At 34.0% G+C, this 19,242-nt stretch carries 21 protein-coding genes; 17 read left to right on the top strand and 4 right to left on the bottom strand.

All coding sequences use genetic code 11. The features are described from left to right. The first annotated feature begins 1 nt into the window (after position 1). From AC1RPW_RS06570 to trxA, 9 genes are all read left to right on the top strand, one after another. Entirely contained in the window at positions 2-1,327 is a 1,326-nt protein-coding gene (locus AC1RPW_RS06570) for a DEAD/DEAH box helicase (RefSeq protein ID WP_409021433.1), read from the top strand. 275 nt (positions 1,328-1,602) lie between these two features. Then, a complete protein-coding gene (gene alaS, locus AC1RPW_RS06565) occupies positions 1,603-4,260 on the top strand; it encodes an alanine--tRNA ligase (protein ID WP_481761836.1) in 2,658 nt (885 codons plus the stop codon). 147 nt (positions 4,261-4,407) lie between these two features. Then, entirely contained in the window at positions 4,408-4,668 is a 261-nt protein-coding gene (locus AC1RPW_RS06560; RefSeq protein ID WP_481761835.1) for an IreB family regulatory phosphoprotein, read from the top strand. 8 nt (positions 4,669-4,676) lie between these two features. After that, positions 4,677-5,111: a Holliday junction resolvase RuvX gene (ruvX, locus tag AC1RPW_RS06555; RefSeq protein WP_409021430.1), complete on the top strand. Its 435-nt coding sequence runs from the start codon at positions 4,677-4,679 to the stop codon at positions 5,109-5,111. 14 nt (positions 5,112-5,125) lie between these two features. Next, positions 5,126-5,419 carry a DUF1292 domain-containing protein gene (locus tag AC1RPW_RS06550; protein ID WP_409022780.1) on the top strand — a complete coding sequence of 98 codons (294 nt, stop codon included), beginning with the start codon at positions 5,126-5,128 and terminating at the stop codon, positions 5,417-5,419. A 145-nt stretch (positions 5,420-5,564) separates the two neighbouring features. Beyond that, positions 5,565-5,819 carry a cell division protein ZapA gene (gene zapA, locus AC1RPW_RS06545; protein WP_481761834.1) on the top strand — a complete coding sequence of 85 codons (255 nt, stop codon included), beginning with the start codon at positions 5,565-5,567 and terminating at the stop codon, positions 5,817-5,819. Between the two features lie 4 nt (positions 5,820-5,823). Further along, positions 5,824-6,351, top strand: coding sequence for a CvpA family protein (locus tag AC1RPW_RS06540; protein WP_481761833.1), 528 nt, complete (start codon positions 5,824-5,826; stop codon positions 6,349-6,351). A gap of 19 nt (positions 6,352-6,370) precedes the next feature. After that, the gene (locus tag AC1RPW_RS06535; RefSeq protein WP_481761832.1) at positions 6,371-8,728 is read left to right on the top strand and encodes an endonuclease MutS2; all 2,358 of its coding nucleotides are present in this window, start codon (positions 6,371-6,373) and stop codon (positions 8,726-8,728) included. 85 nt (positions 8,729-8,813) lie between these two features. After that, the gene (trxA, locus tag AC1RPW_RS06530; protein WP_409022776.1) at positions 8,814-9,125 is read left to right on the top strand and encodes a thioredoxin; all 312 of its coding nucleotides are present in this window, start codon (positions 8,814-8,816) and stop codon (positions 9,123-9,125) included. Positions 9,126-9,180: 55 nt separating this feature from the next. Here trxA and AC1RPW_RS06525 read toward each other — a convergent pair whose 3' ends face one another. After that, the gene (locus AC1RPW_RS06525; RefSeq protein WP_481761831.1) at positions 9,181-9,669 is read right to left on the bottom strand and encodes a YslB family protein; all 489 of its coding nucleotides are present in this window, start codon (positions 9,667-9,669) and stop codon (positions 9,181-9,183) included. Between the two features lie 161 nt (positions 9,670-9,830). Between AC1RPW_RS06525 and racE the strand changes: the two genes are divergently transcribed. The 3 genes from racE to AC1RPW_RS06510 are packed head-to-tail and all read left to right on the top strand — an operon-like array spanning position 9,831 to position 12,409. Further along, on the top strand, positions 9,831-10,640 hold the full coding sequence (racE, locus tag AC1RPW_RS06520) for a glutamate racemase (RefSeq protein WP_481761830.1): 810 nt from the start codon (positions 9,831-9,833) through the stop codon (positions 10,638-10,640). A gap of 1 nt (position 10,641) precedes the next feature. Continuing rightward, positions 10,642-11,883 carry an XTP/dITP diphosphatase gene (locus AC1RPW_RS06515; RefSeq protein ID WP_481761829.1) on the top strand — a complete coding sequence of 414 codons (1,242 nt, stop codon included), beginning with the start codon at positions 10,642-10,644 and terminating at the stop codon, positions 11,881-11,883. Further along, entirely contained in the window at positions 11,864-12,409 is a 546-nt protein-coding gene (locus AC1RPW_RS06510; protein WP_481761828.1) for a YfcE family phosphodiesterase, read from the top strand. The genes AC1RPW_RS06515 and AC1RPW_RS06510 overlap by 20 nt, the downstream gene beginning before the upstream one ends. 48 nt (positions 12,410-12,457) lie before the next feature. Here the strand turns inward: AC1RPW_RS06510 and AC1RPW_RS06505 are convergent, their stop codons facing one another. After that, positions 12,458-13,195: an MIP/aquaporin family protein gene (locus tag AC1RPW_RS06505; protein ID WP_409022771.1), complete on the bottom strand. Its 738-nt coding sequence runs from the start codon at positions 13,193-13,195 to the stop codon at positions 12,458-12,460. Positions 13,196-13,360: 165 nt separating this feature from the next. Here AC1RPW_RS06505 and cbpB point away from each other — a divergent pair, with 165 nt between their 5' ends. Genes cbpB through AC1RPW_RS06490 form a run of 3 tightly spaced genes read left to right on the top strand, consistent with a single transcriptional unit; the run spans position 13,361 to position 15,754 of the window. Next, on the top strand, positions 13,361-13,843 hold the full coding sequence (cbpB, locus tag AC1RPW_RS06500) for a cyclic-di-AMP-binding protein CbpB (RefSeq protein ID WP_481761827.1): 483 nt from the start codon (positions 13,361-13,363) through the stop codon (positions 13,841-13,843). Positions 13,844-13,870: 27 nt separating this feature from the next. Continuing rightward, on the top strand, positions 13,871-14,578 hold the full coding sequence (gene dapD, locus AC1RPW_RS06495; RefSeq protein ID WP_481761826.1) for a 2,3,4,5-tetrahydropyridine-2,6-dicarboxylate N-acetyltransferase: 708 nt from the start codon (positions 13,871-13,873) through the stop codon (positions 14,576-14,578). Positions 14,579-14,608: 30 nt separating this feature from the next. Then, positions 14,609-15,754: an N-acetyldiaminopimelate deacetylase gene (locus tag AC1RPW_RS06490; protein WP_481761825.1), complete on the top strand. Its 1,146-nt coding sequence runs from the start codon at positions 14,609-14,611 to the stop codon at positions 15,752-15,754. Between the two features lie 38 nt (positions 15,755-15,792). Here AC1RPW_RS06490 and AC1RPW_RS06485 read toward each other — a convergent pair whose 3' ends face one another. Then, positions 15,793-16,713: a mechanosensitive ion channel family protein gene (locus tag AC1RPW_RS06485; protein ID WP_481761862.1), complete on the bottom strand. Its 921-nt coding sequence runs from the start codon at positions 16,711-16,713 to the stop codon at positions 15,793-15,795. A 163-nt stretch (positions 16,714-16,876) separates the two neighbouring features. Between AC1RPW_RS06485 and AC1RPW_RS06480 the strand changes: the two genes are divergently transcribed. Then, complete coding sequence (locus AC1RPW_RS06480) at positions 16,877-17,275, top strand: DUF948 domain-containing protein (RefSeq protein ID WP_481761824.1); 399 nt, start codon at positions 16,877-16,879, stop codon at positions 17,273-17,275. An 18-nt stretch (positions 17,276-17,293) separates the two neighbouring features. Next, entirely contained in the window at positions 17,294-17,803 is a 510-nt protein-coding gene (locus AC1RPW_RS06475) for a hypothetical protein (RefSeq protein ID WP_409022765.1), read from the top strand. Between the two features lie 192 nt (positions 17,804-17,995). On the opposite strand, the gene AC1RPW_RS06470 is transcribed toward AC1RPW_RS06475, so the two are convergent. Further along, entirely contained in the window at positions 17,996-19,099 is a 1,104-nt protein-coding gene (locus AC1RPW_RS06470) for a M24 family metallopeptidase (protein ID WP_481761823.1), read from the bottom strand. Between the last annotated feature and the right edge of the window lie 143 nt (positions 19,100-19,242).

The following is a 19,242-nucleotide window of genomic DNA, read 5'->3' as shown; positions in this document are numbered from 1 at the left end:
AATGCCAGAAAATTTTAAAAATTTTGGATTGAAATCGTATCTTTTAAAAGCGATTGAAGCAATTCATTTTAATGTACCAACAGAAGTTCAACAACGCTTAATACCAGTTGTTTTAAAGGGTAAAAGCGTTGTAGGTCAATCACAAACGGGTAGTGGTAAAACACATACTTTCCTATTACCAATCTTTAATCAACTTGATCCTTCAAATAATACGGTTCAAGCAGTTATTACGACACCAAGTCGTGAACTTGCTTACCAAATTTATGAAGCTGCTAAGCAATTGGCAGAATTTAGTCCCGAACCTATTCATATTCAAAATTATGTTGGTGGGACAGATAAACAGCGTCAAATCGATAAATTAAGTAGAAGACAACCACAAATTGTCATTGGGACACCTGGACGTATTGCTGATTTAATGAGCAGTAACGCTTTAGATATTCATAATGCATCAACTTTAGTTGTAGATGAAGCAGATATGACACTTGATTTAGGGTTTTTGAAAGAAACTGATCAAATTGCATCTGCATTACCTTCTGATCTTCAAATGATGGTGTTTTCAGCAACTATTCCACAAAAATTACAACCATTTTTAAAGAAATACATGAAGAACCCAGTAGTTGAAGAAATTGCAGCTAAATCAGTTATTAGTGATACGATTGAAAACTGGATTATTCCAACGAAGGGTCATGATCGTAATGAAGTTATTTATCAATTAATTACGATGGGACAACCATATATCGCACTTATTTTTGCAAATACAAAAACACGTGTTGATGAAATTGTTGAGTATTTACGTGGTAAGAATTTAAAAGTTGCTAAAATTCATGGTGATGTGCCAGCTCGTGAACGAAAACGTGTCATGAAAGAAGTTCAAAATTTAGATTTTCAATATGTTGTCGCAACTGATTTGGCAGCGCGTGGAATTGATATTGAGGGTGTTTCACATGTCATCAATGATGATATTCCAAATGATTTAGAATTCTTCATTCATCGTGTTGGACGTACTGGTCGTAACGGTTTGAGTGGTATTGCGATGACGTTATATGAACCAAATGAAGAAAATAAAATTGCTGAGTTAGAAGCAATGGGGATTAAATTTGCACCTAAAGATATTAAAAAAGGTGAAATCGTTGATTCTTATGATCGTAATCGCCGTGAAAATCGTAAACAAACCAAAGATCCTTTAGCTCCAGTAATCAAAGGAATGGTTAAAAAAGAGAAGAAAAAACGTAAACCTGGATATAAGAAAAAGATTCAAAAAGCAATTAAACGTAAAGATCAAATGGATCGTCGCGTTAACAGAAAACAAAATCGTAAAGAGTCGTAAGCTTAATTTGACAATTTGAGTCGATTTCAATATAATTTTTATTAGAAACAGGGATAAATTTAAATAGCCTAACAGAAACATTTCATTTGCTGAGAGAAATGATTATTTAAAAAAGCTGCCTTGTGTTAAGTATTAATAGAATGACGTCCACTCAACGTTATCGAGTTTAAGAGGTAAACGACTAAAACATCGTTGCAAGTAAGGTGGTACCGCGCTATAAGCGTCCTTACTCGCAGCGGTGTTTTTTGCTTAAAAATAGAAGGGAAGTCACACTTATGAAAAAAATGACAAGTACTGAAATACGCCAAATGTATTTAGATTTCTTTAAAGAAAAAGGCCATACAATTGAACCTAGTGCCTCATTACTACCTGTGGATGATCCCACATTACTGTGGATTAATTCCGGTGTTGCAACTTTAAAAAAATATTTTGATGGATCAGTTGTACCAGAAAATCCTAGAATTACGAATGCCCAAAAAAGTATTCGTACGAATGATATCGAGAATGTTGGTAAGACAGCACGTCATCATACGTTATTCGAAATGTTGGGTAATTTCTCAATTGGGGATTATTTTAAACCAGAAGCAATTAATTGGGCTTGGGAATTATTAACAAGTGAAAAATGGTTCGCATTTGATGCTGAAAAACTATACGTTACTGTTTACCCAAAAGATTTGGAAGCAAAACGTATCTGGTTAGAAGAAGTTAAGTTACCAAAGGATCATCTAGTAGAAGTAGAAGATAACTTTTGGGATATTGGACAAGGACCTAGTGGACCTGATACAGAAATTTTTTATGATCGTGGACAAAGTTTTAATAACTTAGCTGAGGATGATGACGAAAATTATCCTGGTGGCGAAAATGAACGTTATCTAGAAGTTTGGAATATCGTGTTCTCTGAATTTAATCACACACCTGAAAATAACTATGAACCACTACCTCATCAAAATATTGATACGGGGATGGGTTTAGAACGTGTTGTTTCGATTTTCCAAAATGCAAAAACTAATTTTGAAACAGATTTATTCTTACCCTTAATTGATGCAACTGAAAAAATGAGTAATAATAAAAAATATGATGATAATGCCCAAGATGATATTTCATTTAAGGTTATTGCAGATCATGCGCGTGCAATTTCATTTGCCATTGGTGATGGCGCTTTACCTTCTAATGAAGGACGTGGCTATGTTATTCGTCGATTAATTCGTCGTGCAGTGATGCATGGACAAAAATTAGGGATAGAAGGATCATTTTTAACGCAACTTGTACCTGTTGTTGGTAATATTATGAAGGATTATTATCCGGAAGTTTTAGAACAATCAGAGTATATTTCTAAAATTGTTCGTTCTGAAGAAGAACGATTTAATGAAACATTAAAAGATGGATTACAGTTATTAAATAATCTTATTTTAACGACTAAAAAAGAAAATAAAGTAGAGCTAACTGGTGCTGGTGTCTTTAAATTGTACGATACTTATGGTTTTCCATTTGAATTAACGAAAGAATATGCCGAAGATGAAGGATTATCTGTAGATCAAGTAGGGTTTAACGCTGAAATGCAACAGCAGAAGGATCGTGCTCGTGCTGCACGTAGTAATGCTAAATCAATGGGTGTTCAAAATGGGATGTTAACAGATATTAAAACAATTAGTGAATATGTTGGTTATACACAAGCTAATGTGGATGACGCCAAAGTGGTTGATTTAATTGTGGATAACGAGTTAGTAGATAACATAAAACCAGGTGATAACGCTCAAGTTATTTTTTCAAAAACACCATTTTACGCTGAAATGGGTGGACAAGTTGCTGATAAAGGAACTATCAAAGATACAGAAGGCAATGTTATTGCTGAAGTTGAAGAAGTTCAACATGCACCTAATGGACAAAATTTACACGCCATTAAAGTTCTTGCAGCAATGAAAAAAGACCAATTAGTGACACTAGAAATTAATCAAGATTTCCATAAAAAAGTTGAAAAAAATCATACGGCGACACATTTACTTGATCAAGCATTGCGAGATGTTCTGGGCGAACATACACATCAAGCTGGGTCATTAGTCGAACCCACTTATCTACGGTTTGATTTTACAAATATTGGTTCCGTTTCAGAGAAACAGTTAAAACAAGTTGAAAAGATTGTTAACGATAAGATTTGGGCTGAGTTAGCTGTTGAAACTGTTGAAACAGATATTGATTCTGCTAAAAATATGGGTGCCATTGCTTTATTCTCAGAAAAATATGGAAAAATTGTGCGGGTTGTGAAAATTGGCGATTATTCAATTGAATTCTGTGGTGGTACGCACGTTTCAAATACGAGTGAAATCGGCTTATTTAAAATTATTTCTGAATCAGGTGTTGGTGCCGGCGTTCGTCGTATTGAAGCAGTAACTTCTAAAGAAGCTTTTGATTTCTTAAACGGACGTAACGAACTCTTAGAAACAGTAGCACAACAAGTAAAAGTAAATAAAGTCGTAGAAGTTTCAAATAAAATTGAACAATTACAAAGTGCATTAAAAGTAAGTGAACAACAAATTCAAGCATTTGAAGATAAAATTGCTAGCCAACAAGCTGGGGATGTTTTCAAAAATAAACAAGAAATTAATGGTAAAACGTTAATTGCAGCAAAAGTTTCAGTTTCAGGGATGTCTCAATTACGTCAATTGGCTGACCAATGGAAAACCCAAGAATTATCAGATGTTTTGGCTATTGGAACAACAAGTGATGACGGTAAAGTTAATTTAATTACGGCAGTTAGTGCTGATGGCATTAAATCAGGATTAAAAGCGGGCGATTTAATTAAGACGATTGCGCCACTTGTTGGCGGTGGTGGCGGTGGCCGACCAGACTTAGCTCAAGCAGGTGGTAAAAATCCAGCAGGTTTAGCTGATGCAATCAAAGAAGCAGCAAATTGGTTAAATAATCAAACCAAATAATAATTAAAGGAGTATTTATCTAATAATAAATAGATAAATACTCTTTATTATATTACGGCTTGATTACATCAGCTTGTTTTGATTGTCGAATGGTCCTTTTTTTAGTAGAATAGAGCTAGGTTAATAAATTGATGGGGGTGCCACGTTATGAGTTCATTAGATAAAACAATGTTCTTTAATTTTGACGAAAATAATAAAAAAGATGTCCACGATACATTGGTAACTGTTTACCAATCATTAGAAGAAAAAGGGTACAACCCTATTAACCAGATTGTTGGCTATTTGTTATCGGGCGATCCTGCTTATATTCCTAGATTTAATGACGCACGTAATTTAATTAGAAAATATGAACGCGATGAAATTGTTGAAGAGTTAGTTAAAAATTACTTAAATACAGAAGAAAAGTAGGAAATTAAATGAGATTAATGGGCTTGGATATTGGTTCAAGAACGGTCGGCGTTTCAATGAGCGATTTATTAGGATGGACTGCCCAAGGCGTTGAAATTATTCGTATTAATGAAGACAGAAGTGACTTTGGTATTGAACGTGTCAAAGAATTGGTTACAGAGTATGAAGTAACTGGCTTTGTACTCGGCTTACCCAAAAATATGAACAACTCATTAGGCCCTCGTGCTGAAGCTGCGCAAAAGTACGGCGAGTTATTAGTTGAAACTTTTGGCTTGCCAATTGATTTTCAAGATGAACGGTTGACAACTGTTGAGGCAGAACGTATGCTTGTTGAACAGGCCGATACATCAAGAAAAAAAAGAAAAAAAGTTATTGATAAACTTGCTGCAAGCCTAATTTTACAGAATTATTTAGATGGTAAAGGCAAATTAACTAAAGAATAAAGTGAGGTCACAATATGAATAATGAAGAAGAAAACCAACAGATTACATTAGTAGATGATAACGGTAATGAAACACTTTTTGAAGTTCTGTTTACCTTTGAATCTGATGATTACAATAAATCATATATTATGCTTTATCCACTTGGCTCAGAAGCTGATGAAGAGGTTGAAATTCAAGCTTACTCATTTAGTCCTAATGAGAATGGTGAAGCAACTGAAAGTGATTTAGAACCAATCGAAGACGATGATGAATGGGATATGGTAGAAGAAGTATTGAATACCTTCCTTTCAGATGAAAGTATGCAATAGAAGATTATTTAAAAAGTTGAGCCAAATTGGTTTAACTTTTTTATTTTGTTTTAAATTATATATTATGGACTATGATACACATATCTCTTTTGATCAATTCGTGGTAAAATTATTTTTAAATGATTAAATGTAAGGAGGGTGTTCATTGGAAAATCAAAAGAATAGATATAAGACTAAAATCGGTAAAAAAGTGTATACAATTATTGGATCAGAATCAGACACACACATGGACGCCGTAGCAACATTGGTGAAAAATGAATTTCAATCAGTGAAGGACATGCTACCTGAAATAGATGATGAACAAGTAGCGATATTAGTAGCTATCAACGCAGTTTCAGATCAAATTAAATTACAAGAAAAATTAAATGAAATTAATGGTGAAACACAAGTAAAGGAGTAATATTATGACAGTTTCTTTAATTGTTATCTTTTTATTAATTGTGTCATTTTTTAACGGTTATAGAAAAGGATTAGTATTAACGCTTTTGAGAATTGTAGGATTTATCGCTATCTATTTATTTGCTAAAGTTTTAACAAATCCTGTTACTATTTGGTTGGGAGAACGTTTCCCTAAAATTATGGAAACTGATAAGACATCTATTACGAACCATCTTCAGACTAACTTTTATTCGATGATTGTATTTGCGGCTTTATTTGTGGTTGGCGGTATACTCATTAGAGGTATTATTAGAGTAATAAATTCTGTTACAAAATTACCAGTTATTCATCAGGTGAATTCACTAATTGGTGGGGTTCTATCGGTTATACTGATGTTTGTTTTTATTTTTATTGGGTTAATTATTTTGTCGGCTTGGCCTAATCAAAAAGTTAATGAAGCTGTTTTAGAATCGACGGTTGCTCAAAAAATACTAACAGATACGCCAACAATAGCTAAAAAGATGTTCATTACAAATACATCATCTACAGATTAAATGTTAGGAGAATTAAAGTATGAACGAAAAAGGATTAAAGACATTAGAATATCAAAAAGTTAAACAACAAATTCAAACATTTATATCTACTGAATCTGGACAAGAAGAAGTTAAGGCATTAGAGCCGATGACTAATCTCGAAAAAATCCAAAAGGATTTAGACGAAACACAAGATGCTGTGAAGATATTGCGACTCCGCGGTGGCATTCCTTTACCACAATTAGTCAACGTTAAGCCACATATGAAACGGTTAGATATGGGAGCTTCTTTGAATGGTAAAGAGCTATCTGCTGTTGGTCGTGTACTACGAACGACTAATGAGGTTAAATTATTTTTTAAAGATTTAGCAGATTCTGAAATTGAATTAACGAGATTATTTGAATGGATAGAAAAGCTTGAAAATCTACCTGAAATTAATCGTAGGTTGAATCAGTCAATTGAAAATGATGGTCACATTACTGATGAGGCTTCACCAGTATTGCATAATATTCGACAAAATATTTTACGCTCGGAAAGTGCCATTAGAGCTAAACTACAAGAATTTACGCGTGGTAAAAGTGCTAAATATTTAAGTGAAACATTAATTACAATTAGAAATGAACGTTACGTTATCCCTGTTAAGGCAGAATATCGTGGTCAATTTGGTGGCGCTGTTCATGACCAAAGTGCAACAGGACAGACCTTATTTATTGAACCGCAAGCAATTGTCGAGATGAATAATCATTTACGCGAACAGCAACTTGCTCAAGCAGATGAAGAACGTCGTATTTTGGCAGAGTTATCTGAATTAGTTGCACCTTTTACAGCAGAAATTTTAGAAAATGCTTATATTTTAGGACATTTCGATTTTGTTAATGCAAAGGCACAATATGCAAGCTCAATTAAAGCAACTGAACCAGCAATTAGTGTTGAAAATGACATTTTTTTAAGACAAGCACGTCATCCTTTATTGGATAGTAAAAAAGTAGTTGCTAACGATATTATGTTAGGAAAAGATTATCAAGCAATTGTTGTTACGGGACCTAATACCGGTGGTAAAACAATTACGTTAAAAACATTAGGCTTAATTCAGATGATGGGACAATCAGGTTTAAATATTCCAACAAATGAAGGTAGTCGTATTGGTATTTTTGAAGATATCTTTGCAGATATTGGGGATGAACAATCGATTGAACAGAGCTTAAGTACATTTTCTGCTCATATGACTAATATCGTTTCTATTTTAGCTAATATTAACGAACATTCATTAGTTTTATTTGATGAATTAGGAGCTGGAACGGATCCACAAGAAGGTGCAGCTTTGGCGATTGCAATTCTTGATGCTGTTGGAGAAAAAGGTAGTTATACAGTTGCTACAACACATTATCCCGAATTAAAAGCGTATGGGTTTAATCGTGCTGGAACAATTAATGCTAGTATGGAATTTGATAGTGAAACGTTACAACCAACTTATCGATTATTAATTGGAATACCTGGTCGTAGTAATGCGTTTGATATTTCTCGTAAAATTGGGTTAGCGTCAAATGTTGTTGATCAAGCGCAAAACTTGACCAATCAAGATAGCCAAGATTTGAATGAAATGATTTCTGACTTAATGAGTAAGCGAAAAAAGGCAGAAGATGAGACACTGGCATTAAAAGCACAACTAGAAGATTCAACGAAATTACATGATGACCTAGCTAAACAGTATGCCGAGTTTGTTGCGCAAAGAGAGTCAATGACGGATAAGGCTAAGGGAAAAGCTAATGAAATCGTGGCAGAAGCAGAAATAAATGCAGATAAAATAATAAAAGAAATTCGCCAAATGCAGATGCTTCAAGGACAAGCTGTTAAAGAACATGAATTAATTGATGCAAAATCACAATTATCACAAATGCATCAACCAACAAATGCTTTGAAGAAAAATAAGGTCCTACAACGAGCTAAAAATAAACAAGAATTCCATGTGAACGACGATGTCTTAGTTAAAACTTATGGTCAACAAGGTGTTTTAGTTAAAAAAATGAGTAAGACAGAGTGGGAAGTTCAACTTGGTATTCTAAAAATGAAAATTAATGAAAACGACCTTCAAAAAGTTCATATCGAGAATGATAAAAAGGATAGAACCATTTTTAAAAATGCGGCTTCAACAAGCGTTTCAACATCGCTTGATCTTCGTGGACAGCGCTATGATGATGCAATGAGCCAAGTTGATCAGTATATTGATTCTGTTTTACTTGCTGGATATGCTTCTGTTACTATTGTTCATGGTAAAGGGACTGGAGCCTTAAGAACTGGAATAACAGATTATTTGAAATCAAATCGTCATGTTAAGTCATTTGAATTTGCAGCACCCAATGCTGGTGGAAATGGCGCAACTATCGTAGAATTCAAGTAACGTTTACTTTTTGTAAGCAAAAATGTGGCGTGGTATTATTTTCTTTGATATGATGGTCACATAAATAATAAAAGGGGGAATTCAAATGGTACAAGCAATTACAGATAAAGAATTTGAAAAAGTAACAGATTCAGGTGTAACATTGACAGATTTTTGGGCAACATGGTGTGGTCCTTGTCGTATGCAATCGCCAGCTATTGAAGATTTAGAACAAGAAATGGGCGATAAAGTAAAATTTTCTAAAATGGATATTGATCAAAATCCAGCAACAGCACAATCTTTTGGTATCATGAGTATTCCAACTTTAATGATTAAAAAAGATGGCGAAGTTGTTGATACAATCGTCGGTTATCATTCAAAAGATCAGGTTAAAGAAGTTTTAGCACAATATATTTAGTAATTAAAAAGAGCTGACTTTTAAAGTCAGCTCTTTTTAATTATCTATTCGATAATTATTCAGTTTCAGTTGGTACTTTGAAGTGAAATTGGTCAGTTGGTTCTGTCATATTAGGATCTTTTAAATCAGTTTGAACAATAATTGAAACACCGGATTTATTATTTTGATTTTCAATTATTGTTTCTGATGTGAAACCACTTTGAATTTGGATAGTTTCAGCAATAAACCCAGCTTCTAGGTTAAAATCAGCAGACTTAATCTGATTCTGTCTGAAGGTAACAATATTACCAGATAGTAACCAAGTTTGCTTGTCTTTTTTTTCTTTAACCACTTCAAGAGTACCCCAATTTGCCTTTTCAAAAAAGGTAATAAGGTCTGCAATATTAGCGAGGTTAGCATTACGGGCCATTTTTTTACCAACCCAGTATAAAATTGTTGTATCCGTACCAATTACTTCTGGTATTAAACTATCGCGAATAAGTTCATATGCGAATGTATCATTGTTGTCAGCTGATAATAAATTTTCAATCAAATTTGGTTTCATATGGATCTCCCTCTGGATATATAATATACAAGTATTATACCGTTATTTAAGATTAGATGATATTGATTTTTCATAAATTAATGTTAAATGACTAGACTTGAATTTTGAGTAAAGACAAGTCATAATTAAGATTGATAAGTAATCGAAAAAGAGGTTAGAAAATGAATAATCAAGCAATTGGATTTATTGATTCAGGTGTTGGTGGATTAACAGTTGTAAAAGAAGCACTTAAACAATTACCAAACGAAAAAATATACTATTTAGGTGATACAGCTAGAATGCCATATGGACCTCGGCCCTCAGAACAAGTTTTAGAATTCACTTGGGATATGACATCTTTTTTGTTAAGTAAAGGGATAAAAATGTTAGTGATTGCTTGTAATACAGCAACGGCTGCTGCCTTGGATGATTTACGAGAAAAATTAGCAATCCCAGTGATTGGTGTTATAAAACCAGGAAGTAGAGCGGCAATTAAGTCATCTAAAAACCAAAGAGTAGGCGTTATTGGGACGGAAGGTACGATTAAAAGTAGCGCATATAGTAATACGTTACATGAAAAAAATCCTAATTTATTTGTGACGAGCTTACCTTGTCCAAAGTTCGTCCCAATTGTCGAGAGTGATCAATACGAATCAGAAATCGCTGAACGAGTTGTTAATGAAACGTTAGCTTTTTTTGATGATAAAAACATTGATACACTAGTCATGGGCTGTACTCACTATCCATTACTCAGACCTTTTATTCAAAATGCGGTTGGTGATAAAGTAACGTTGATTGATTCAGGAGCTGAAACAGTTAACGATGTTTCAACTATCTTAGATTATTTTAATATTGCGGCTAAAAGTGAAGCAAAAATTGAACATGAATTTTTTACGACGGGTGATGCGAATGATTTTAACGAAATTGCATCAGGTTGGTTAGGATTAGAAAATATAAATTCTAAAACAATTCATTTAGGACAGGGAGACTAACATGCGTAAAAATGAGAATCGAGATAATTTAGAAGTTAGACCAGTCTCAATTACAAAATTAAGTCTTAAGGAAGTCGATAGTGCGATTGAATACCAGTTGGGCTTGACTAAGGTAACAATTTTAGTTAACGAAACAGATAACATTGGTGAATTGAAAGTAGACGTTAATCAGTGGTTGAGTGCTCAAAGCAATGTCAAAATTGAATTGATTTTATCATCGCTTAAGACGGCCTTGGCAGAAACATTAAAAGATACTGGATTTAATTTACAAGTACAAATCATGCAAGCTGATGGGGATATTATTGCAACAGTTATTAATGCGAGTTATGTAGCAATTCAAAATTTATTGTTAAAGAGTAACGGTCAAAAATTAAAACCATTTTCAGCGATTAATGTTGGTTTCATTCATGATGAGTTATTTGCTGATTTAACAAGTGAAGAAGAGGAAACAGCCGATAGTCATTTATTAATTGTTCAAAATGAATCAGGGGCTTTTTTACAATTGAATTTTGAAAAATCTAATGCTGATTTACTTGGTGACAAATTAACGCAACTTTTAGGTGGAGCAATGTCAGGATTATCAGAATTAATGGGTAATTCGCAGAAGAAAACCATTTTAATTCAAAATGAACATATTGAGAATCAAAAAGATGTGATTTTAATTGCAACTAAAAATGAAGGAAAAGCGACTGAATTTAAACGTTTTTTTAATCCACTAGGATTTAAAGTTACTACGTTGTTGGACTATCCTGAATTACCAGATGTTGAAGAAACTGGGAAAACATTTGAAGAGAATGCAAGATTAAAGGCAGAAACAATTTCACAATTAACACAATTACCTGTTTTAGCAGATGATTCTGGTTTAATGGTGGACGCCTTAGATGGTCGACCAGGTATATTTTCTGCTCGTTTTGCTGAGGACCATAATGACGCTGCGAATAATGCGAAATTATTACATGAAATGACTGACGTGCCGAAAGACAAAAGGACTGCAAATTTCCATACAACGTTAGTTTTTGCAAAACCTGGTAACGAGTCACTAGTTGTAGACGGTGAAGTGGCTGGAGAAATTTTGGGTATACCACGTGGAGATAACGGATTTGGTTATGACTCACTTTTTTATGTACCTGAATTATATAAGTCTATGGCTGAACTGACTGAAGTAGAAAAAAATAAAATTAGTCATCGCGGTCGTGCAACCGTCAAGTTAATGTCAAATTTTAATGATTGGTGGGAAAAATAAGATGAAGTGCTTAGTTGTGAGTGATAGTCATGGAGATCGTGATATATTAGAATCTATTTTAGTACATAATAAAAATCAAGTTGATGTATTTTTTCATTGTGGCGATTCAGAATTAGAAGCAAATGATCCGCTTTTTAATAAATTTGATGGTGTCCTAGGAAACATGGATTTTGATATGAATTTTCCAGAAGAATTAGTTGAAATTGTGAGCGGGGAAACTATCTATCTCTCTCACGGGCATCTGACTAACGTTAAAACAGGACTGTTCACACTTGAATTAAAAGCTAAGGCTAATCATGCTAAATTCGTATTTTTTGGACATACTCATGAATTAGGATGTGAGATGACTGACGATGGCGTATTAATTTTAAATCCTGGGAGCATTAGTCTTCCTAGAGGGATGTATCAAGGGATTGGTGGAACATATGCGATAGTAGAAGCAAACGAAAAAAATGTTCACGTCTCATATTTCACTAGACAGCATAAATTAATACCAGAATTAACTTGCGAGTTTAAACGTAAATAGCGAAAAAAAACCTCTAAACGAATTTTATCGTTTAGAGGTTTTTAAAATTTAAGCTAGCATAAAAAGTGATTTGTATAGGAAAACGGCACAAATGCCGGCTGCAATTGGTGCAACGACTGGGACCCAACTATAATCCCATTGTGAGTTACCTTTATTTTTAAGAGGTAATAGTTGATGTAGTAAACGTGGAGCAAGATCACGAGCTGGGTTTAGGGCTGGGCCAGTTGCGCCACCCAATGATGCAACTAATACAAGGACTAAGAAACCTAATCCGAGATGAGCTGTTCCGAGGTTATCGGAGAAAAATGGTGCTTTTGTAATACCAATGGCGCCAAATATCAAAATGAAAGTACCAACAAATTCATTAATAAAACCATTTAATTTACTTTGAGCGGCATCAATAGTTGAGAAAGTACCTAAAATACGTTCAGGATCAGTTGTTTGATCATAGTAAGGTTTGTAGGCTGCAACAACAATAGCTTGTCCAACGAATGCACCTAAAAATTGTACTGTCATGTAGGGAAGTACTTCACCCCATGGGAACAAACCAGAAAAAGCTAATCCTAAAGTGAAAGCTGGATTAATATGATTTGCTGAAATACTACCAAAGATTAAGGCGGGAATCATAACACCGAATCCATAACCGAAGGCGATTAAAGCCCAATCACTACCATGTCCTTTTGTATGCCCAAGTTCGACATTGGCCACCGAACCATTACCTAAAATAACCATAATTGCTGTACCAATAAATTCTGCAGCTAATCTTGTTGTTAATGTATAATCCATTGTATCCTCCTATTTTTGTTCGCAATATTTATTATGTTACCAATATTGCGAACAAATGTAAATATTTATTAATAATTGGCTCGATTTTTAAAAAAAATTAGTGTCTGCGTTCAATTTATTATAAAATAGGAGTTGTTCTAAAAGTTTGGAAGGAGGACCTATTGAATGATAGCTAAGTCTATTGAAAAAATGTTATCCGAAAACCAGGAACACTTTTTAATTCCAGCTGAAATTGTTGCTAATGTACAAGAAAATAACTTCCTGGATCACGCACTATTGGTTTTAACAAAAGTTCATTATGCTAAAATTCCCGTTTTAGATAATGATTATAAGTTTAAAGGATTGTTATCCTTGTCTATGATTACTGAGACAATGTTAGGATTAGATGAATTGGATGTCAGCCGATTACACGAAGTTCGTGTTAAAGATGTTATGGAAACTGATATTCCCACTATTCAAGATCCTTACGATATTGAGAATGTTTTGCACTTACTTGTGGACCATCCCTTTTTATCAGTTGTTTCTTCTGAGGGCAGTTTTACAGGTATCGTGACACGTCGTGAGCTTATGAAAAGTATGAATCATATTGCTCATGAATTTGAAAAAGAGTATATAGTTCAAGATATTGAAACTAAAGAAAGAAAATAAATAATATGAAATATTAGGAGAATGATGATGGCAAATTTAGATGCACACGAAATTATTAATTTTATTAGCACTTCAAAAAAGAAAACACCCGTTAAGGTATATATTAAAGGGGATTTAGTTGAAATCGATGTACCAGATACGATAGAAGACTACTTAAATGATAAAGCTGGCGTTTTATTTGGTGATTGGGCAGATATTGAACCTTTCCTAAATGAAAATTCAAAAATTGTAAGTTCTCATATTGAAAATGAAACTCGTAATTCAGCTGTTCCGTTATTAGATTTAAAAAAGATTAATGCACGTATTGAACCAGGTGCAGTTATTCGCGATCAAGTTTTAATTGGCGATAACGCTGTTATCATGATGGGCGCTATCATTAATATTGGTGCTGAAATTGGTAAGGGAACAATGATTGATATGGGTGCTGTTTTAGGTGGTCGTGCAATTGTTGGAGATAATTGTCATATTGGTGCTGGAACAGTACTTGCTGGGGTTGTCGAACCACCTTCAGCAACACCTGTTATTATTGAAGATGACGTTTTAATTGGTGGAAATGTTGTCGTGCTTGAAGGCGTTCGTGTTGGTAAAGGTGCCGTTGTTGGTGCTGGAGCTGTTGTTACTAAAGATGTTGCACCTTATACGGTAGTCGTAGGGATGCCCGCAAAAAAAGTTAAAGATATCGATGATAAAACAAAAGATAAAACAGAAATTTTAGCAGAGTTACGTAATATCTAGAAATAAATTGAAACGAGGGAACAGATAGAAATGAGTTTAACAACTGAAGAACTAATTAAAATCAGACGGGACTTACACCAAATTCCGGAAATTGGATTAGAAGAATTTGAAACTCAAGCCTATCTACTGAACTTAATTTCAAAATTTAATCAAAGTTTTATAGTAATTAAAACAGTTGAAACTGGTATTTTAGTTCGAGTAGTTGGTTCTATTGGCGGGTATACAATTGGATATCGGACTGATATTGACGGACTACCTGTTACTGAAAAGACAGGACTGCCATTTTCATCACGGAATGAAGGTAGAATGCATGCTTGTGGGCATGATATTCATATGACGGTTGCGCTCGGAATTCTAAATTACTTTTCTGAAAATCAACCAACAGTAAATATGACTTTTATCTTTCAACCAGCAGAAGAAAATGCCAGTGGTGGTAAGCGACTCTATGAGAGTGGATTATTAGATGAGTGGATGCCTGATGAAATTTATGCATTCCATGATAATCCACAATTACCTGCTGGAACAATTGGAACTCGATTAGGCACTTTGTTCGCAGGTACGTGTGAAATTCATGCACACCTAGCCGGAAAAAGTGGACATGCTGCATACCCACATCAGGCTAATGACATGGTAGTTGCTGGTGCACAGTTGGTCACGCAATTACAAACGATTATCAGTCGAAATGTCGATCCAATACAATCTGGAGTTGTTACGTTGGGTCAATTTACTGCTGGAACGACTGGTAATGTTATTGCTGGTGAAGCACAGATTAATGGAACAATTCGTGCGTTAACACAAGAAATGAATTTATTGATTCAAAAACGTGTTAAAACAATTTGTGAGGGTATCGCATTAATGTACGATTGCGAAGTAGAATTAAACCTCATTCAAGGTGGTTATCTACCTGTTGAAAATGATGATAGCAGGACTGAAAACTTTATTCGATTTATGAAAAACGATCCAGAAGTTTCATTTGTTGAAACACAACCTGCAATGACGGGAGAAGATTTTGGATTTTTATTGTCTAAAATACCTGGAACAATGTTTTGGTTGGGTGTAGATAGTCCTTACTCGCTACATTCTGAATTTTTGGCGCCTAAAGAAGCTGCAATTGATGCAGGTGTTCTTGCAATGGTCCATTTTTTGACAGATAGAGATCAACAAATAAGAAACTAAAAAATGACTCAATTATGATTTCATAATTGAGTCATTTTTTAGTTAAGTGAGATAGGTGAGTTTAAGACATGTATTTGAGCATCATTTAAAGCCGTTAGATAACCGGCAAGAAATGTCCGTTGAGTAGATGCCTGTTCACCATTTAAAGTGAACACAACGACTCTAAAGACCAAATTTCCTTTGCCAAGATCAACTAGACCTAAAATATTTGGTCCATCTTTAATTTCGGGATGAAGTGGGACTAACTTTTCATTAACGTTCTGTACAATATGGGTGATTTTATCCACATCGTCAGTGACATCAATTCGGATATCGATAACTGCTCGCATATTATTGCGAGATAAATTACTGACAATTGTGATATTTCTATTTGGGACAAAATGCAAAATACCATCATAGTCTTCAATTTGAGTCGTACGTAGGCCGACAGCCACGATAGGACCCTCAATTGAATCAATTCTAACGATATCTCCAACATCGAATTGTTGTTCTAAAAGAATAAAGAATCCAGTGACGACATCAGTTACGAATCCTTGTGCGCCAAGACCTAAAGCAACACTTAAGATTCCGGCACCTGCAATTAAGGTACCAACGGGAACACCGAGCACCGACAGAATAGCGTAAAGATAAAAAAATAACATAATATAGTGAAAAATATTTGATGTTAGTGAATTGATTGTTTCAACTCTATTTGTTGAATATCTATCGGATCCTCGATATTGATTAAATGTCCGACGAATGATTTTTTTTCCAATCCAATTTATAAGGATAAATAGAAAAGAAAAGAAAACAAGAGAAAAAACTAGTTCAACTAGGTTACTAATAATGGCATCCCAATCGATATGAGCTATGTAACGTGAAAGGAAAGTACTTTGTTTTGTAACGGTTTTTAGTAATGTCCCTAAAAGTAAATTGTCCTTTGTGAAATGCTCTAAAAAAAGATTGTTTAAAATGGCGATCACCCCTAAATTAATTTATTGATATCATCATAGCAAACATGTGGGCTAATGTGTAATTTAAATACAAAACTGTCGTATGTTATCAATTGCAGTTTTTAGGTTCGAATGCTATCCTATAAGTAGATTTTGAATTAATGTACGTAAGTAAATAGGAGGAATTATTATGACAGGTGGACAAATTGCAGGATTAATTGCCGCTGTTGCTTTCGCGGTCTTAGTCCTATTCATTATTTTCGTTCTTATGAGAATGATGAGAACACTCGGAGAAGTGAATAAAAGTATTTCATCTATTACCAGCGATGTTGATGGCTTATCAAATGAAGTTGAGAATATACTCGTAAAATCAAATATTTTATTAGACGATGTAAATGGTAAAGTAGCAACAATTGATCCTTTATTTCAGGCTGTTGCTGATTTGAGTGAAAGTGTGTCTGATTTGAATGATGCAAGTCGAGGATTAATGACACACGTTTCAGCGACGTCAAAGAGGGCTAAAGATTCTTCAGCTTTCATTAATGTTGGTAAAAAGGCATTTAGTTTTTATAAAAATAGAAAAGTTTAAAACAAGGAGGGGTTTGTTATGTCAAAAAAATTTTTATTAGGATTGGTAGTTACAGGTGGGGTTGCCGCGTATACAGCTTCTAAATTAATTTCTGAAAAAACGAAACAAGATATTAAAGAACATTTGGAAGAAAAAGCTTTAGATGTACGTGATCGCGTGTTAGAGTATAAGGCTTACGCTGAAGACGCTAGTATTGATTTAAAAGATAAAATGGTTGATTTTGATGAAATGAAAAATAATCTAAGTGATAAATTTTCTGAAAAAAGTGAATTATTAATGAGCCAGGATGCGTATGTTAATGCTAAAGATGCATTAATTAATGCAAAGAACGATTTGAAAAACAAATTAGCTATGGAATCAGACGATATATTTGAACAAATGACTGATTTAACAGATGAGTTTTCAGACTTAGCTGAAGAAGACATCTATGTTGATAGCAAGAGTGCTTTTGGCGAAGCTAAAGATGCTGATGCTGCAGAAGGCAAAGCTGAAACAATTTATCCAGATGGATGGACAGGCGAAAAATAAAAGTAAAATGAGTACCACAATTTTTAATGCGAACTATTTGAATTAATTAACTTTAAAATAATAGGTAACCACATGTTGTTCGAAAAGGAGTAGCATATGGTTACCTATTATTTTAGTTAAGACTCGTAGTTTATGGAATATTTAAAAATAAAAACCCCTAAAGTTTTCTAACTTTAGGGGTTTTTATTTTTATTAGTGTAGTTCAATTGTTTTTAATGTTTTTGGTGTAACTGTAAATGGTTCATTACCGTTTTCAGTTAGATAAATGCAGTCTTCAATACGAACGCCAGCAACGCCTGGAATGTAAATACCAGGTTCTATTGAGAAACACATACCTGGTTTAAGTTCCATTTTATTTCCTTCCATAATTGAAGGGAATTCATGTTCACTTTGTCCCATACCATGACCAAGGCGATGAATAAAGTAGTCACCATAACCAGCCTTGACGATGACATCACGAGCAATTTTATCTAAATCTTCCGCAATCATACCTGGTTTAGCAGCAGATTGCGCTTTTAATTGCGCTTCAAGACAAACTTTGTGAATTTCTAATGCTTTTTCATTTGGTTTACCGAATGCTACAGTACGACTAGCATCTGAAATATAACCATCTGAGATAACACCTAAATCAAATAATGTTAAAGCATTTGATTGGATAAGATCCTTTTTTGCAAATCCATGAGGTTCAGCGGCATTTTTTCCACTTTGAACAATAGTGTCAAAGCTCATATGCATGATTCCTTTTTTCATCATTGCATATTCAATTTCTGCAACAACATCTTGTTCAGTTCTGCCTTCTTGAAGAGCGTTAAAGCCAACTTCAAAAGCAACATCTGCCCATTTTCCAGCAATTTTTAATTTTTCAATTTCGTCTGGTGTTTTAATTACTTTAAGTGTTTCGATAAAGCTTGTTGCATCAGCTACAAATTCAGCACTTGGGAAGATACGACTAATAGCATCATATCTTTCAACTGTTAGGCTGCCTTTTTCAATAGCCCATTTCTTTGGTGAATTTTTACGTTTATTTATTTCACTTTGTATGATTGCGAAAGCATCTTCGTGATCAAGATAACCATAAACGGGATATTTCCAGCCGGTATCTTTGGCAGCTTCGACTTCAAGAGCGGGTGTGAATAAAAATGGGTCTTGATCAGGAAATACAAAGAGAGCTAAAACGCGCTCAATAGGATCACTTTCAAAACCGGTAAAATATTGAATACTCATTGGATCGTTGATATAAGCAATGTCAGTACCATTATTGGCAAGCCATTGTTGTAAAGATGCAATATGTGACATGAAATCTCTCCCTTTACAATAGTATACTGTATTATAGCATAAGTAAGACATAACAATTAAATATTGAAATTTTCATAACAATTAAAAATTGAAATTTTCATAATATAAAAATTATTTTCATGAAAATAAGGTAAAAACGCTTG

The organism is Dellaglioa sp. CoH-55-MRSF-8 (assembly GCF_056782195.1).
The sequence above is the reverse complement of the archived record's forward strand: the minus strand, read 5'-3'. Positions and strand labels throughout refer to the sequence as shown.

Coding starts and splice junctions, on each gene's coding strand:
- AC1RPW_RS06570 (WP_409021433.1), top strand. CDS start 2: ATGCCAGAAAATTTTAAAAATTTTGGATTGAAATCGTATCTTTTAAAA.
- alaS (WP_481761836.1), top strand. CDS start 1,603: ATGAAAAAAATGACAAGTACTGAAATACGCCAAATGTATTTAGATTTC.
- AC1RPW_RS06560 (WP_481761835.1), top strand. CDS start 4,408: ATGAGTTCATTAGATAAAACAATGTTCTTTAATTTTGACGAAAATAAT.
- ruvX (WP_409021430.1), top strand. CDS start 4,677: ATGAGATTAATGGGCTTGGATATTGGTTCAAGAACGGTCGGCGTTTCA.
- AC1RPW_RS06550 (WP_409022780.1), top strand. CDS start 5,126: ATGAATAATGAAGAAGAAAACCAACAGATTACATTAGTAGATGATAAC.
- AC1RPW_RS06540 (WP_481761833.1), top strand. CDS start 5,824: ATGACAGTTTCTTTAATTGTTATCTTTTTATTAATTGTGTCATTTTTT.
- AC1RPW_RS06535 (WP_481761832.1), top strand. CDS start 6,371: ATGAACGAAAAAGGATTAAAGACATTAGAATATCAAAAAGTTAAACAA.
- trxA (WP_409022776.1), top strand. CDS start 8,814: ATGGTACAAGCAATTACAGATAAAGAATTTGAAAAAGTAACAGATTCA.
- AC1RPW_RS06525 (WP_481761831.1), bottom strand. CDS start 9,669: ATGAAACCAAATTTGATTGAAAATTTATTATCAGCTGACAACAATGAT.
- racE (WP_481761830.1), top strand. CDS start 9,831: ATGAATAATCAAGCAATTGGATTTATTGATTCAGGTGTTGGTGGATTA.
- AC1RPW_RS06515 (WP_481761829.1), top strand. CDS start 10,642: ATGCGTAAAAATGAGAATCGAGATAATTTAGAAGTTAGACCAGTCTCA.
- AC1RPW_RS06510 (WP_481761828.1), top strand. CDS start 11,864: ATGATTGGTGGGAAAAATAAGATGAAGTGCTTAGTTGTGAGTGATAGT.
- AC1RPW_RS06505 (WP_409022771.1), bottom strand. CDS start 13,195: ATGGATTATACATTAACAACAAGATTAGCTGCAGAATTTATTGGTACA.
- cbpB (WP_481761827.1), top strand. CDS start 13,361: ATGATAGCTAAGTCTATTGAAAAAATGTTATCCGAAAACCAGGAACAC.
- dapD (WP_481761826.1), top strand. CDS start 13,871: ATGGCAAATTTAGATGCACACGAAATTATTAATTTTATTAGCACTTCA.
- AC1RPW_RS06490 (WP_481761825.1), top strand. CDS start 14,609: ATGAGTTTAACAACTGAAGAACTAATTAAAATCAGACGGGACTTACAC.
- AC1RPW_RS06480 (WP_481761824.1), top strand. CDS start 16,877: ATGACAGGTGGACAAATTGCAGGATTAATTGCCGCTGTTGCTTTCGCG.
- AC1RPW_RS06475 (WP_409022765.1), top strand. CDS start 17,294: ATGTCAAAAAAATTTTTATTAGGATTGGTAGTTACAGGTGGGGTTGCC.
- AC1RPW_RS06470 (WP_481761823.1), bottom strand. CDS start 19,099: ATGTCACATATTGCATCTTTACAACAATGGCTTGCCAATAATGGTACT.